The following is a 16,211-nucleotide window of genomic DNA, read 5'->3' as shown; positions in this document are numbered from 1 at the left end:
GCACGATATTTTCTTTTACGAAAAGAAAAGGCTAAAAAGTAGTATATACATTTGATAAATGTTATGAACAAACTACAAGCGTTATTTATAGTACTATTGTGTAGTGCCTGTTTTACCTATGCACAAAAGCCATCTCGTATTGGCTATGTGGATATGAATTACATACTATCACACCTCGAAGATTATAAAGTAGCAAGCCAGCAGTTTGCCTTACAAGTAGAGCAATGGGAGGCTGAAATAGCCAAACGCCAAGAAAAGATAAAGGCTGAAAAAGATAAGTTAGAAGCTGAGAAAGCTTTACTTACTCCCGAGCTTATCAAAGATAAAGAAGAAGAAATAGCTCTGTTAGAATACAACCTGAATGCCTATAAACAGCAGAAGTTTGATGCTAAGGAAGGAGAGTATATCACCCAAAAGTTTATGCTAGCTAAGCCTATCCAAGACCAAGTGTTTAATATAGTGCAAGAGATAGGCAAGATGCGTAAATACGACTTTATCTTTGAGAAGAGTGATGCCACTATGTTATTCTCTAATGAGCAACATAACTTGAGTAAAGTAGTGCTTCGTGCCTTGAAGAAGAAAGACAATGCCGAAGATAGGAACAAAGATATGGCTCAGCTCTTAAAAGAAAGCTATGATTTTGAGTTTGTAGAAGAACGCGTTAAGAAACGTAAAGAAGCTGAAAAAGCACGTGAGCAACGCCGAGTACAATACGAACAAGAACGTTTGCGCAAAACTGAAGAAATGAAACAACAGCGCGAACAGCTCAAAGCGAAACGCGAGAAAGAGCAAGCTGAGCGCCAGCAGAAATTCCAACAAGAACGAGACGCCCTTAAAGCGCAACGTGAGAAAGAACAAGCTGAACGTGTACAGAAATTCCAACAAGAGCGCGATGCTCTTAAAGCACAACGCGAGAAAGAGCAAGATGAGCGTCAGCAGAAGTTCCAACAACAGCGCGATTCTATAAAGGCACAACGCGACAAAGAGCAAGCCGAACGCCAACAGAAGTTACAAGAACAGAAAGAACAGCGTGAGAAGGAAATAGCTGAACGCCAAAAGAAACTTGAAGAGCAAAGGGTGCAACGTGAAAAAGAACAAGCCGAGCGCCTTAAAAAACAACAAGAGGCAAGAACACAAACGCCTACAACAAATCAGTAAAAATTTTTAAATAACTAATATTACAAACAGATGATGAGAAACATTAGAACGTTGATGATTGCATTGGCTCTATTCTTAGGAGCTACTACAATGCTTACTGCACAAGTGAAAATCGCTCATATTGATGTGCAAAAACTTTTAGAAGAAATGCCTGAAAGAAAATCAATAGAGTCACAATTAAAGAAAATGGAGCAAGGATATATGAACGATATTCAAGCAGCTATTAAAGAATTGCAAGCTAAGGCTCAAAAGTATCAGAATGAAGCTGCTGCTCTTACAGAGGCACAACTTAAAGCTCGTGAAGCAGAATTCCTCAAAAAATCAGAGGAAATTAAAACTATGGAAGAAAATATCCGTAAAACACAACAAACTGCTGCTGAGAATTTACAGAAAAAGCAACAAGAATTGGTAGAGCCATTGCTTAAAAAGGTAAAAAGCTCTATTGAGAAAATTGCTAAGCAAAGAGGACTTCAGTACGTATTGGATTCAAGTGCAGGCTCAAGCGTGATTGTAGCTACAGGAGATGACCTTTACAGTACAGTTAAAAAGGACTTAGGATTTTAGTTCGTAGGTTTTTAAAATTATTAGATATTTTTTCTTATGAAAAGTGTTCGCTAAGTGAACACTTTTTTTTATTTTTGCAACTGAAAAGAACCTTATTTTAAAATGACTCACTCAACATCGCGCACAGCACCTATTGGTTTGTTTGACTCTGGAGTAGGGGGGACTACTATCTGGAAAGAAGTAAACGCACTAATGCCTAATGAGAATACCCTGTTTATAGCAGATAATAAAAATGCTCCTTATGGTGAGAAGACTAAGGAGGAAATCATTGCATTATGCGATGCCAATACGCGTTTTCTGTTAGAAAATAATGCAAAAATTATAGTAGTAGCGTGCAATACGGGTACTACCAATGCTATATCGTATTTGAGGAATAAATATAAAGAAGTACCTTTTATAGGAATAGAACCTGCTATAAAACCTGCGAGTTTGCAGAGTGTTACTAAGAAAATAGGGGTATTAGCAACCCGCAGTACACTTGCCAGCGACCTTTTTGCTAAAACCAGTGAGCACCTTAAACAGGAAGAGCAAGTGGAAATTATAGAGCAAGTAGGGGAGGGGCTAGTAGATCTTATAGAAGCGGGACGTATAAAGAGCCCTGAAATGACGCTATTATTACGCAAATACCTCTTACCTATGGTTGCCGAAGGGATTGATTATTTGGTGTTAGGTTGCACTCATTACCCTTATTTGTTACCACAAATACAAGAGCTCATTCCTCCACACATAAAGGTAATAGATTCGGGGTATGCGGTAGCTAAACAAACGCGCAATATACTTTCTCAACATCATTTACTGAACGATGATGCTACTGCAGAGGCACAACACCTTTGGCTTGCTAATGGCAAGGTAGAAGTATTGCAACAGTTTGCACCCAAGAATGTCGAACACTTGAAAATTTCTACTTTCTAATATTTATTCTTAAAAACTATTTCTTGGGAATCCTGATATAATACGCTTTACCATCTATATTATCTAGCCTTTTATCGCGTAGCCAAGGATTATATAGTTTTAGGTCTTTATAAGTAATGTTCTGGCTCTTGGCGAATTGGGTGAGATTTTCAATGGTAGAATCTACCATTACATTGTAAGTGGGCAGTTCGTTATACAAATGTTTCTTCTCGAAGATGAAGCCGTACTTCTTAGGGTGCTTCATTATCTCTTTTAGGGCTAAAATACGAAATACATAGCGTGAAGTTTCGGGGCTTAGCCATAAATCATAATAATTATTAGTTTCTTGAAAAGAAGTTTGCTTATTCATTCCTGAGATACCGGCATTATAAGCAGCGGCAGCCATCGTCCACGAACCTGTACTGCGCTTGGCTTTGTTTAAATAATCGCAGGCAGCTTGGGTAGCTTTTTCTATGTGATAACGCTCATCTACTTGGTCGGTTACTTCTAAGCCGTATTCTTGAGCGGCGGGTTTCATAAGTTGCCAAAAGCCACTTGCACCGGAGGGTGATACCGCATTGGTGAGTCCGCTTTCTATGATGGCTAGATATTTGAAATCATCGGGGATATTATTGCGTTTGAGAATAGGTTCGATGATAGGGAAGTACTTATTAGCACGCTTGAGCACCAACAAAGTATTGGATTGCCAATAGGTATTTACGATAAGCTCTCGGTCTAAGCGCTCGTGTACATCGGGGTCTTCCAAAGGTACTCTTTCGCCAGCAAAGTCTAATTTTTCGGGTAAATCGATGGCAAAAACTCTGTAATCATTAGAGAAATCGCTTTTATGATGAGTTTCTTGAGCTGAAAGAGGGTTCTGGGCTACTTCGGCTTCTGCTTGTTCGTAGATATTGTTTTCTTCTTTTTTAACTGACATTGCATTGACCAAAAAACCAGAGAGCAAAACTACTCCTCCACCTGTGAGCAAATATTGTATCGTTCTTTTCATCATTTTTTCTTTTGTATAGATTGGGGCAAAGATAGTAAATAATTCTTTAATACCAAATAGTGTTAGAAATGAGAAAATTAGAGAATTAGAAAATTAGCAAATGAGGAAATGAGGCGTGAGCTTGAGTTAGAGGAATGAGGCTGTGCCTCAGAAATTAAACAAATTTTAAACAAAATCAAGGTTGCGCCTTGTGAAATGGGGAGAGAGATTCGTCGGAGTTTTTGGAGAATCTTAAAGAGGTTCTGAACTTTCGGAAGATATCGGAGAGATTCGGAAGAAGGTTAAGAGGGTTTTTGGTGAAAAAAGGGTGTAAGATGGGTGGGGTTAGCTTATAGAGAGCTTATAGGAAGCTTATACGAATCTTGGACGATTGGTATAGAAAGGGTATGTAAATAGTTGGTTCATAATATAATACAACAAGGCTAAAAACGGTAAAAATGGGGTTTCGAGGCGAAAGAAAGAGGAAGAGGCACTAGGCCTTAGGCCATAGGCACTAGGGGATAACCTCCCCCTAGCCCCCTCGGGGAGGGGGAATGTAGCGACGGAAAAAGGGAGAATGTAGCGAAGGAAAAGAGGAGAAATGACGAATGATGAGGGACAAAGGACGAATGTGAAACTTTGTTAAAGTAAAACAATAAAATAAGTTAATTCTTTTTGCGGAGTGTGTTTTTTATTTTACATTTGCACCATTATTCACCATAAACAATATTTTAATGAAAAGTTTTATTTTCTTTCTTGCTCTTTTTTGTGAGCTTACCCTTTCTGCTCAAGCACAATACACTGTAAAAGGCTTCGTCCATAACGCTTCGCTTGAGGGAATTCCCAAAGTAGCTATTAAAGTATTAGATGCTGATACGAACCTTATTGTAAGCGAACCTCTTACGGGAGCTAACGGACTCTTTAGCTTTACTTCTCCTCCTCGTAAGTTGCGCATTTATATTGAAAGTATGGGTGATTATTTGTCGTATACGGGAGAGCCTTTTCTGTTAGACAAGAATATTGATATGCTTGCTATTGCCCTGAGCACTGCGGTAGATTTGGAAGAAGTAGTACTTACAGCTCCTCAGAAGAAAGCAGCTGTGTATATGGAGCAAGGCAAGATAGTGTTTTCACCTAAAAACAGCCTAACGCACTCTTCGGGTACGGCACTTGATGCACTGAAAAGTACGCCCAATGTGGTGGTAGACAGCCAAAATCACTTGAGTATTGGCGGGAAAAGCAATGTGTTGGTGCTCATTAATGGGAAGCCTACTTATATGCAACCCGACGATTTGGCGAACTACCTGAAATCTATTCCAATGGCTCAAATTAAGAAAACGGAATTATTACTTAATCCGCCAGCCGAATATGAGGCACAGGGAGGAGCAGGAGCGGTGAATATAGTATTAGACAAAAAGACGGTGGAAGGCACGTTCTTCTCTTTAAATAACGGGGTGTCGTATTGGTGGAATCTGCGACAGAACACAGAACTCCAATTGCAACACAGCGTGAAGAAGGGTATTTTGCGTTTGGGTTATAATCATCAGTTGGGGCATTACGCAATGGATTACGGCAGTGAGCGCCTACAAAATGGCTTGCGCTATGAAAGTCCTACCGATGATACCGAAAAGCGCAAAACGATTGCAGGGCATATTGGTTATGACTATTTGCCCGATGAACAACATACCTTAGGGGTGCAACTTTCTGCCAACACGTTATTTGGCAAAGGAACTACCAGCACGACTACCCGCTTTTTCAATGCTGCTAATGTATTGGAAAAGACGCTATCGGGCTATAACGATTACTTTATGCAAAAAGCCAATCGATACAGTGCCAATGCTTACTACACGTTTACTCCTTCGGATAACGAACGCTATCAGTTGGACATAGATTACGCTTTCTTTGATGGGGGCTCGGGCAATTGGCAACCCAACACTTACCGTTCGCCTGAGGGTACTATACTTTCTCACGAGATGTACCTCTCCGAAAACGACCGTAAGATACATATCTTTGCTACTTCTTTTCGTTCGGAGCTACCGTTATGGGGAGGAAGTCTTACAGCAGGTGCTAAATATTCACAAGTATTTTCGGATAATAGTTTTCATTTCTTCAAGCACTTGCCTATCCACAATATCATAGATGTAAACCGCTCCAATGCTTTCGACTTCAAAGAACGTATTTTTGCCGTATATGCCCAGTATCACTACCCTATTACCGAACGCTTGAATGCTGAGGTGGGTGTGCGTAACGAGACCACTTTTTCTAAGGGAGTACTATTGCCCGTTGTGGGCAGTGCAAATAGCCAACAAGAACACAAAAAGCACTATACCAATTTCTTTCCTACCCTGAGTTTGCAATACCAATGCAACGATGACCTACAACTATTTGCAGGTTATAGCACGCGTATCAACCGACCTGAATACCAGAATCTCAATCCGTTTGAATACCTATTAGACGAATTATCGTATTGGAAAGGGAATCCGTTTTTAGCCCCTGAGAAGATACAAAAACTCACTTTTTCGGCTTCGTATAAAAAGACATCTTTTACAATGGCTTACAGCTATTCTACTGATTTTTTTAGCAGTATCAGTGAACCTTTTCAGCATAATAAGATTATTTCTATCCCTCAGAACATAGGTAGCCAGCACCATTTACTTTTTTCGCTTTATCAAGAACTCAACTGGGGCAAAGGCTATCAGACGACTATTACCCCTAACCTCAGTTATATGGAGAACAAAGGCACTGTGTTGGAAGGCACTGAGTTACATCTCAATCGTTGGCAGTACAGCCTAACGATGCAAAATTACTTTCGCTTGCCTTGGCAACTGAAAGGCGAACTCACGGCGGTTTACAATTCACGCAGATTAGCAGGCATCAACGAGATAGCTAAATCGTCAGGAGGTATAGACCTCGGTTTGCAACGCCTTTTCTTAAATAATCGTCTTACGGCTACCTTTAGTTTTACCGATATTTTCCACACCCAACGTTGGGACAGCGAGAGCCATTTGCCTAACTTAGACCTTTATGCTTACGGCAATAGCGAAAGCCGACAGCTTAAACTGAACTTCACTTACCAATTTGGAAAAGCTAAAGAGGCACACGTAAATGAACTGGAAGAAGTACAACGTTTGTGATTTTTTGGTGTTTTATTTCGCTATAATGGCAAAAAGCTATATCTTTGCATTTGAAATTATCCCTTGGAAATATATTTTTCAAGGCAATAAAATAAGCTAATGAAAAAAACACTTTTTACTATTATTGCCCTGTTACTTTCGGGCTACACTTTTGCACAGACGGATACTTCGGGGCGAAGCCTCTATCGTGCTACTCCTGAGAAGAAAACTGCCTTAAAGCACACGAAATTGAAGGTAGATTTTAACTTCACTAACCAAACACTCAATGGCGAAGAATGGCTTACTGCTTCTCCTTATTTCTATGCTACCGATAGCCTTATCCTCGATGCAAAGGCTATGCTTATCCACAAGGTGGCTTTGGAACAGAACGGCAAGCAACAGCCTCTTTCTTATAGCTATAAGAACGATATGTTGAGAATAAAACTCAACAAAACTTACCAAAAAGGAGAGACCTATACCGTGTACATTCGCTATACGGCACAGCCTGAAAAGGTAACCGATAAGGGCAGTCGTGCGATTACCGATGCCAAAGGGCTTTACTTTATCAACCCTAACGGAGAAGCCGACAAGCCTATGCGCCAAGTATGGACGCAGGGTGAAACGGAAGGCTCTTCGTGCTGGTTTCCTACCATCGACAAGCCCAACCAAAAGACTACTCAAGAAATAGAAATGACAGTGCCCGATAGCTTTGTTACCCTCTCTAACGGGGTGCTAAAAAGCAGTGATAAGAAAGGCAATATGCGCACCGACTATTGGGTGATGGACAAGCCTCACGCACCTTATCTTTTCTTTATGGGGGCAGGAGAGTTTGCCGTAGTAAAAGATACGCCTTGGCGCGGTAAGGTGCCTATTGAATACTATGTAGAAAAGGAATACGAGCCTGTTGCAAAACAGATATTTGGAAATACTTCCGAGATGATTACGTTCTTCTCTGAGCGTTTTGGCTATGACTATCCGTGGGCTAAATACGCCCAAATGGTAGTGCGCGACTTTGTGAGTGGAGCAATGGAAAACACTACGGCTGTAAGCCACGCCGAGAGTGCTTATCAGAGCGCAGAAGCTTTGGCTGACCAAAACTATTGGGAGCCTATTATCGCACACGAATTGGCACACCACTGGTTTGGCGATTTGGTAACTACCGAAAGCTGGTCGAATCTCACCGTAAACGAGTCGTTTGCCAACTACAGCGAATACTTGTGGTTGCTACACAAATACGGCAAAGATGCCGCAGAATACCACCTTAGCAATAACACCCTTCAATACCAACACCGCGCCAATGATTTTGCAAAAGATTTGGTGCGCTTTGGCTATGATTCACGTGAGGATATGTTCGATTTGGTATCTTACAACAAAGGCGGGGCTATCTTGCATATGTTGCGCAATTATCTTGGTGATGAGGCTTTCTTTGCAGGGCTTACCGATTACCTCAAAACGAATGAATACGGCACGGGGGAAGCTCACCAATTACGTCTTTCGTTAGAAAAAGTGAGCGGTAAAGACTTGAACTGGTTCTTCAACCAATGGTACTTTGGCAATGGTAATCCTACTGTGAATGTAGAAAAGACGTTTAGCAATGGTAAATTGACCTTAAAAATCATTCAAACACAAAGCGAAGACCTCTTGTTTCAGTTTCCGTTGGATATAGATATTTACAGAAATGGCAAGGCAGAGCGTCATAGTGTTTGGGTAGATGCTCGTAAAGAAAATACTTTTACTTTCGCAATGAAGAAAGCCCCAGAGTTGATAGATATCAACCCCGAAGGTGTGGTGCTGATAGATGAGCAATACCATAAAACGTGGGCAGAGTATTTGTACCAAATGCAACGCGCTAAATCGCTCAAGAGCAGAATGCAAGCGGTAAGTGCCCCAATGGCTCCTGACGGCAAAGATATTTTGCTCGCTGCTCTTAAAGACCCCTTTTTCCAAGTACGCATACAAGCATTGCAAAAACTCGCTAGTTATGAACTGAATGCCAAAGAAATGGCAATGGTAGAAAAGATTGCGTCTTCTGACCCTGAGAACTTAGCTAAATCGGCAGCGATATGGGTATTAGCTACCTCAAAAGACAAAAACAAATACGTTTCTTTATTTGAAAAATACCTTGGAACTCCTTCGGGGGCTATCAAGAATGCTGCTATCAACGGGATAGCTCGCACTGAGCCCGCACGCGCTAAGAGTATACTTGAAAAAGGAAGTGTTAAAGACTTTGATACCGACCAATTAGCGGGATTATCAGGAGTAATTGTAGACAACCAAATGGAGCAGTATCTCCCTGCGATACTTCCTTATTTTATATACTATCCTTTCTTTGAAAAAGACAATCCTGAAACAGCTGTCAACTTCAAAAAAGGCTATGAGTGGGCAATGCACTTAGACAATACTTCACACGTGGAGCTATTAGCTGAATCACTCAAAGAAATCGCTAAAGATATGGAGAACCCTGCTGCTAAAGAGATGCTCAAAAACGTATTGGACGAAGGTATTACTATCAAACGCGGCTTAAACCAAACTGAATCGGTAAAGAAACAGATTAAGATGTTGGAAGAGATTAAAGAAATGTTTAAGTAGTGGTTAGTGGTTAATGATTAGTGGTTAATGGTTAATGATAAACTTTGCCAAGTTATTTGCCCGTGCGGCTCGCACCTTTGGCAAAGTCTATTTATAAAATATTTAAGTTTATGGAAGCACTTCACACAATGCGTCTTTTGCTTCGTCCTTGGGAAATTACCGATGCCGAAGCCTTATACGCACAAGCGCACAATCCTATTATAGGCAAGAGGTGCGGTTGGAACCCTCACAAAAGTGTGGAGGAGAGCCGAGAGATTATTGAGGTTGTCCTTAGCAAGTCTCATAGTTTTGCTATTTGTTTAGCAAACAACATTCCCATAGGAAGTATAGGCTTGCTTTTACAAGGAGAGAGCAATCTTCCTGTAAGCGAAAATGAAGCTGAAATAGGCTATTGGCTTGGAGAAGACTTTTGGGGTAAGGGCTATGTTACTGAAGCTACCCTAAGAGTACTGCAATATGCTTTTGAAGAGTTGCACCTTACCCAGCTATGGGCAGGCGCATACGAGGAAAATATTGCCTCACAGCGAGTACTTGAAAAATGTGGCTTCCGTTATCATTATACCCTTGAAGATTTCTTGTTTCCACTTATAGGAGAAAGACATACAAGTTTGATATATACATTAAACAGAGAAAATTGAAGATGAATACTCAAGAAATCGACGCGCAAAGTTTACAAAATGCCTATCGTCTTTTTGAGAGTGGGACTATAGAGCAGATAGAAGTAGGTACCACTAAAGGATTATGCGAGATACATCGCTATCTTTTTGAGGGGCTTTACGATTTTGCAGGTGAGATACGTCGGCTAAACATCAGCAAGGGTGGTTTTAAGTTTGCCAATGCGATGTTTTTGCACGCTATCCTACCCGTAATAGACCAAATGCCTGAAAATACTTTTGAAGAAATTGTAGCCAAATATGTAGAGATGAATATAGCCCACCCTTTTATGGAAGGCAATGGACGTGCTACTCGTATATGGCTCGACTTGATACTCAAAAAACGCTTAGGCAAAGTAGTGAATTGGCAACTAATAGATAAAGCTCCTTACCTCCAAGCAATGGAGCGTAGCCCTATCAACGATTTGGAATTGCGCTTTTTGTTGCAACCTGCCCTTACTGATAAAGTAAACGACCGTGAAGTAATTTTTAAAGGTATAGAGCAATCATATTATTATGAAAGTAATGACTAAAACAATGAAAAGACTTCTATTGATAACTATTCTTTCTTTGGTAGCAATTTCTTGCCAGCAGAAGAAAGCAACAACTGAAAAAACAGCAGTTACTCTCACTTATTCTAATTTAGTAGATGCCGCTACCCAAGATGAAGTGCAAAAAGCCCTTACAGCAGCGGGGGTCTCTTCACAAAATGTAGCCTCTTTTTTGGAGAGTGTAGCCCTTTTCAACCAAACCGTAGGCGATAAAGCAGGCTTAGTACCCAAAGGATTTGTTACTATTGACAGCTTGCTACCTAAGTATGATGAGGTTGCTATACAAAACATTTGGACGGCTAAATACCCTATGTTTCAAGGCTATAATTGTCGTCTTACCTCTTTCACCCTCTTGCGTGATTTAATTTCTTTCCCTACGGATAAAAAGTTTGCTAGCAAAGAGGAAGATGAGGTGCTTTTTATAGACCGTGAGTCCTTGCACAATACCCCTAAGAAGTTCTTTATCCCTGAGGAAGAAAATAACTTTTTTACCCTCTTTACTGAGGTGCCCACTACTAATACCAAAGATATAAATACCCATTTGCAGGTGATGCAACAAGCGTGGAAAGAGCGCGGTATCAATTTCCGTTATAAAAACGACCCGACTAAGGCATCGCTTATCTCAGCAGTCTTCCATTCCCAAATCACCCCAGAGGAGAACACTCTTTTTGTAGGACACGTAGGGGTACTAGTACCTTTTGACGGCAAGCTACTCTTTATAGAAAAACTCGCTTTTCAAGAACCCTATCAGGCAATAAAATTAGAGAATCGCACCCAGCTCAGTGATTACTTAATGAACCGATATGATGTAGAATGGGAGCAACCCAATGCCATTCCGTTTATAATGGAAAACGATGCTTTAATGGACGGCTATCGCCCCAATCCATATAAAAAAGAACAGCGATTGTAAGAAGATAATTGCCATTTGTCAATTAATTTTTATCTTTGCAAAAAATAAGTAGGTGTATTATGAGTGCTATAGTAGCCATTGTGGGACGACCGAATGTAGGTAAATCCACTTTTTTTAACCGTTTGATAAAACGCCGTGAGGCTATCGTGGACGCTGTAAGTGGCGTAACACGCGATCGCCATTATGGTAAAACCGACTGGAACGGGGTCTCTTTTTCTGTTATTGATACAGGTGGTTACTTAGCGGGAGGCGACGATTCTTTCGAGAAAGAAATCAACAAACAAGTTGCCTTAGCCATAGACGAAGCCGATGCGATTATCTTTATGGTAAACGTAGAAGAAGGGCTTACTGGTATGGACGAATCAGTGGCTGAGTTGTTGCGTAAATGCCGTAAACCGATATTAGTAGCGGTAAACAAAGTAGATAGCAACAACCGTCGCAACGATATGCACGAGTTTTATGCCTTAGGTTTTGAACATCTCTACGCCCTATCAAGTGTAAATGGTAGTGGTACAGGAGAGCTACTCGACGATTTGGTCGCTCTCTTGCCCGAAAAAGAAAAACAAGAAGAAAATCCCTTGCCTCGCTTTGCTGTAGTAGGGAGACCTAATGCAGGTAAATCATCATTTATCAATGCTCTTATAGGTGAAGACCGCTATATTGTTACTGATATTGCAGGCACTACACGCGATGCGATTGACACTAAATATAACCGCTTTGGATTTGAATTTAATTTAGTTGATACAGCAGGTATCCGTCGTAAAGCCAAAGTGAAAGAGGACTTAGAGTTTTACTCGGTAATGCGTTCTATTCGCGCCATTGAACACTCCGATGTGTGTATTTTGATGCTCGATGCTACACGTGGTTTTGAAAGCCAAGATGCTAATATCTTCTGGTTGGCACAACGCAATCGCAAAGGCATAGTGATATTAGTAAACAAATGGGATTTGGTAGAGAAGGAAAACAATACTGCTAAACAGTACGAAGCAGCTATCCGCAAAGAAATAGAACCTTTCACCGATGTGCCCATCTTGTTTGTATCGGCATTGAATAAGCAACGCATCTACAAAGCCATAGAAACTGCGGTAGCAGTGTATAACAACCGCACCAAGCGTATCCCTACTCGCAAACTCAATGAGGTGATGTTGCCTATCATTGAGAACTATCCCCCTCCCGCTATCAAAGGAAAATACATCAAGATAAAATTTTGTACCCAGTTGCCTACACCTATGCCACAGTTTGCTTTCTTTGCTAATTTGCCTCAGTATGTAAAAGACCCTTATAGACGTTTTATCGAGAACAAACTCCGTGAGAACTTTGATTTTAACGGTGTGCCTATTGACGTGTATTTCAGACAGAAATGATACTATTGAAAAAAATGAAAAAGAATATAGCAATCATAATGGGAGGTTACTCTAATGAAGCTCCCGTTTCTTTAAAGAGTGCTGCAGTAGTAGCCAAACACCTCAACCAAGATAAATATGTACCCTACCCAGTGCGTATCGACCGTGATAAATGGGTGTATGTAGATACTCAAAACAACGAACATCCTATTGATAAAAACGACTTCTCGGTAACAGTAAACGGACGTAAAATTACTTTTGATGCTGTTTTCAATGCCATTCACGGTACCCCAGGTGAAGACGGTTATTTACAAGCCTATTTCAATTTGATTGGCTTACCGCTCACAGGATGCAGTATGTATGCTTCGGCTCTTACGTTCAACAAACGCGATATGCTATCAGTACTCAAACCTTTTGGCATTCTTTCAGCCCCTTCTTACTATCTCAACAAAGGTGAAGACTACAACACTGCTGATATTGTAGCCAAAGTAGGCTTGCCTTGCTTTGTGAAGGCTAATAAATCAGGGAGTAGTTTTGGAGTGTATAAAGTATATGAAGAGGAACAACTGCCTATGTATATAGACAAAGCATTTGAAGTAGACGACGAAATCCTCATCGAAAGTTTCTTGAAAGGTACTGAAATCTCTATCGGGGTAATCAACTATCGCGGGAAAATAAAAGTTCTTCCAATGACTGAGATTGTATCCGAGAATGATTTCTTCGATTATGATGCCAAGTATAACGGCAAGTCGCAAGAAATTACCCCTGCGCGTCTTTCTGCCGAAATGACGGCTAAAATCAATGCTTTGGCAGAACGTGTATACCGATTGTTAAAAATGGAAGGCTTCAGCCGAAGTGAGTTCATCATCGTAGATGATACACCTTATTTGCTCGAAATGAATACCACTCCAGGGCTTTCAGAAGCTAGTTTATTGCCTCAACAAGCTAAAGTAGCAGGCATCAGCCTTGAAGAACTATTCGAAAGCGAAATAGAACGAGTATTGAATCACTAACCATTAATCGTTAATCATTGAAAAGAGCTTTATTTCCAGGGTCGTTTGACCCCATTACCTTAGGTCATTACGATATTATCAAACGCGCTTTAGACCTATTCGATGAAATTGTGGTTGCCATAGGTGTTAATGGCGACAAGAACTATATGTTTACGGTAGAACAACGCAAAGAGTTTATCGAAAAAGCCTTTGCCGATGAACCCAAAGTAAAAGTTACTACTTACCAAGGACTTACGGTAGACTTCTGCAAAGAAATCGATGCTCAGTTCATCCTCAGAGGTTTGCGCAACCCAGCCGACTTTGAGTTTGAGAAAGCTATTGCACACACTAATCGTAAATTATCTCAAATAGAAACTGTCTTTTTACTTACGGCAGCACGAACTTCTTTTATATCATCGTCTATTGTGCGCGATGTTATTCGCAATCACGGTGATTATACCGTATTAGTGCCCGAAAGTGTAAGAGTTTAGAGATTAAGTCCTATAACTCAAATAATAATAAAACTTAAAAATATGTGTGGAATTGTAGGTTATTTAGGCAAACGTGCCGCTTTTCCCATCGTGATTGATGGGTTAAAACGCTTAGAATACCGTGGATACGACAGCGCAGGTTTTATCTTAAACGCTGAGAGTTTTTACGGAGAAAAAACCAAAGGCAAAGTATCCGATTTGCTAGCCAAGGCAGGAGAAAATGTTCCTACTTATGGCTGCGGTATGGGGCATACCCGTTGGGCTACTCACGGAGTGCCTAACGATATTAATTCACACCCTCACCGTTCTAACTCTGGCAAGATTGCTATTGTACACAACGGTATTATTGAGAATTATGAAAGTATCAAGCAAAACCTTATCAAAGAGGGGTTTGTATTTCATTCTGATACTGATACCGAAGTATTAGTAAACTTCATCGAATACTTCAAAGAAAAAGAAAACGTCAATTTAGAGACTGCGGTGCGCTATGCGCTCAACGAGGTGGTTGGTGCTTTTGCCATTGCTGTAATGGAGGAAAGTAAACCTGAGGAAATAGTAGTAGCCCGCTTGGGTAGTCCGTTGGTAATAGGGGTAGGTGATGGTGAGTTTTTCATCGCTTCCGATGCCTCTCCTTTTATAGAGTATACCCAAGACGCTGTGTATTTAGAAGATGGCGAAATGGCTACCATTCACCTCAACAAACCGTTGAAAGTGATTAAAATAGGCAGTAATGAGCAGGTGAGTCCGTTTGTACAACAACTCAAACTCAACCTCGAAGCCATTGAAAAAGGCGGATACGACCATTTTATGCTCAAAGAAATCTACGAGCAGCCTAAGTCTATCCAAGACACGATGCGCGGTCGCCTCTTGCCCAACCATACTACCAAACTATCAGGAATAGATAATCATTTAGAGACCTTCCTCAATGCCAAACGCATTGTTATTGTAGCGTGTGGCACTTCGTGGCACGCAGGCTTGGTAGGTGAATATCTGTTAGAAGAATACGCTCGCATTCCTGTGGAGGTAGAGTACGCCTCAGAGTTCCGTTATCGCAACCCTATTATCAATAAAGGGGATATCGTCATTGCTATTTCACAATCAGGCGAGACTGCCGATACCTTAGCAGCCCTCAAATTAGCGAAAGAAAAAGGAGCTTTTATCTATGGCATTTGCAATGTCGTAGGTTCATCAATTGCGCGTATCACCCATTCAGGTACTTACACTCACGCAGGTCCTGAAATAGGGGTAGCTTCTACCAAAGCCTTTACTACCCAACTCACGGTGCTTACTCTTATCGCTTTGCATTTAGGACATAAAAAGGGTACCCTCAGTACGGAAACCTATCACCGCCTTTGCAAGGAATTAGAACGTGTGCCCCAGTTGCTCGAAACCACTATCGAAACAGTCGATCACAAGATAGCCGAGATAGCCGAAAGCTATAAAACAGCTACCAATTGCTTGTATTTGGGTCGTGGTTTTAACTTCCCTACCGCTTTGGAAGGGGCTTTAAAACTCAAAGAAATATCCTATATTCACGCCGAAGGCTATCCAGCTGCCGAGATGAAACACGGACCTATCGCCCTTATCGATGAGAATATGCCGGTGATATTCATCGCACCGTCTAAAGGACATTATGATAAGGTAGTTTCCAATGCGCAAGAGATAAAGGCGCGCAAAGGTAAAATTATAGCCGTAGTAACCGAAGGCGATACCCAAATGGCGGGCTTAGCAAACCACGTGATTGAAATACCCGAAATCAGTGAGGCGCTTACCCCTATTTTAGCCTCAGTTCCTTTGCAGTTGCTGTCCTATTATATCGCTATTAAGCGCGGTTGCAATGTCGATCAACCTCGTAATTTAGCCAAATCAGTAACCGTAGAATAATTTGGTAATTTCCCAATTTCTCAATTAGAAAAAGAGTCAATTTGTATACTTACAAATTGACTCTTTTTTTGTTTGAAGTGAGCT

The 16,211-nt window shown here is 40.9% G+C and carries 13 protein-coding genes; 12 read left to right on the top strand and 1 reads right to left on the bottom strand.

Features of this window, described 5'->3' with window-relative positions; genetic code table 11:
* The first annotated feature begins 63 nt into the window (after window positions 1-63).
* From HMPREF1528_RS10355 to murI, 3 genes are all read left to right on the top strand, one after another.
* The gene (locus HMPREF1528_RS10355; protein ID WP_016479700.1) at window positions 64-1,158 is read left to right on the top strand and encodes an OmpH family outer membrane protein; all 1,095 of its coding nucleotides are present in this window, start codon (window positions 64-66) and stop codon (window positions 1,156-1,158) included.
* Between the two features lie 30 nt (window positions 1,159-1,188).
* Window positions 1,189-1,722: an OmpH family outer membrane protein gene (locus tag HMPREF1528_RS10350; protein ID WP_016479699.1), complete on the top strand. Its 534-nt coding sequence runs from the start codon at window positions 1,189-1,191 to the stop codon at window positions 1,720-1,722.
* A gap of 102 nt (window positions 1,723-1,824) precedes the next feature.
* Window positions 1,825-2,634, top strand: a complete 810-nt coding sequence (murI, locus tag HMPREF1528_RS10345) for a glutamate racemase (RefSeq protein WP_002675385.1) — start codon at window positions 1,825-1,827, stop codon at window positions 2,632-2,634.
* A 16-nt stretch (window positions 2,635-2,650) separates the two neighbouring features.
* Here the strand turns inward: murI and HMPREF1528_RS10340 are convergent, their stop codons facing one another.
* Complete coding sequence (locus HMPREF1528_RS10340; protein ID WP_016479698.1) at window positions 2,651-3,625, bottom strand: lytic transglycosylase domain-containing protein; 975 nt, start codon at window positions 3,623-3,625, stop codon at window positions 2,651-2,653.
* A 710-nt stretch (window positions 3,626-4,335) separates the two neighbouring features.
* On the opposite strand from HMPREF1528_RS10340, the gene HMPREF1528_RS10335 reads away from it, so the two are divergent.
* From HMPREF1528_RS10335 to glmS, 9 genes are all read left to right on the top strand, one after another.
* On the top strand, window positions 4,336-6,735 hold the full coding sequence (locus HMPREF1528_RS10335; RefSeq protein WP_016479697.1) for a TonB-dependent receptor domain-containing protein: 2,400 nt from the start codon (window positions 4,336-4,338) through the stop codon (window positions 6,733-6,735).
* Between the two features lie 99 nt (window positions 6,736-6,834).
* Window positions 6,835-9,303 (top strand): M1 family metallopeptidase, encoded by a 2,469-nt coding sequence (locus tag HMPREF1528_RS10330; RefSeq protein WP_016479696.1) that lies wholly within the window; start codon window positions 6,835-6,837, stop codon window positions 9,301-9,303.
* 110 nt (window positions 9,304-9,413) lie between these two features.
* A complete protein-coding gene (locus HMPREF1528_RS10325) occupies window positions 9,414-9,941 on the top strand; it encodes a GNAT family N-acetyltransferase (protein WP_016479695.1) in 528 nt (175 codons plus the stop codon).
* 2 nt (window positions 9,942-9,943) lie between these two features.
* The gene (gene fic / locus HMPREF1528_RS10320) at window positions 9,944-10,489 is read left to right on the top strand and encodes a protein adenylyltransferase Fic (protein ID WP_016479694.1); all 546 of its coding nucleotides are present in this window, start codon (window positions 9,944-9,946) and stop codon (window positions 10,487-10,489) included.
* Window positions 10,490-10,493: 4 nt separating this feature from the next.
* Entirely contained in the window at window positions 10,494-11,417 is a 924-nt protein-coding gene (locus HMPREF1528_RS10315; RefSeq protein ID WP_016479693.1) for a DUF4300 family protein, read from the top strand.
* A 59-nt stretch (window positions 11,418-11,476) separates the two neighbouring features.
* Entirely contained in the window at window positions 11,477-12,781 is a 1,305-nt protein-coding gene (der, locus tag HMPREF1528_RS10310) for a ribosome biogenesis GTPase Der (RefSeq protein WP_016479692.1), read from the top strand.
* A 14-nt stretch (window positions 12,782-12,795) separates the two neighbouring features.
* Window positions 12,796-13,773 carry a D-alanine--D-alanine ligase gene (locus tag HMPREF1528_RS10305; protein WP_034568054.1) on the top strand — a complete coding sequence of 326 codons (978 nt, stop codon included), beginning with the start codon at window positions 12,796-12,798 and terminating at the stop codon, window positions 13,771-13,773.
* Between the two features lie 17 nt (window positions 13,774-13,790).
* Window positions 13,791-14,243, top strand: coding sequence for a pantetheine-phosphate adenylyltransferase (gene coaD / locus HMPREF1528_RS10300; RefSeq protein WP_002677379.1), 453 nt, complete (start codon window positions 13,791-13,793; stop codon window positions 14,241-14,243).
* Between the two features lie 42 nt (window positions 14,244-14,285).
* The gene (glmS, locus tag HMPREF1528_RS10295; protein ID WP_016479690.1) at window positions 14,286-16,127 is read left to right on the top strand and encodes a glutamine--fructose-6-phosphate transaminase (isomerizing); all 1,842 of its coding nucleotides are present in this window, start codon (window positions 14,286-14,288) and stop codon (window positions 16,125-16,127) included.
* Window positions 16,128-16,211: the final 84 nt, after the last annotated feature.

Source organism: Capnocytophaga sp. oral taxon 336 str. F0502 (assembly GCF_000411575.1).
Lineage (GTDB): Bacteria > Bacteroidota > Bacteroidia > Flavobacteriales > Flavobacteriaceae > Capnocytophaga > Capnocytophaga ochracea.
The sequence above is the reverse complement of the archived record's forward strand: the minus strand, read 5'-3'. Positions and strand labels throughout refer to the sequence as shown.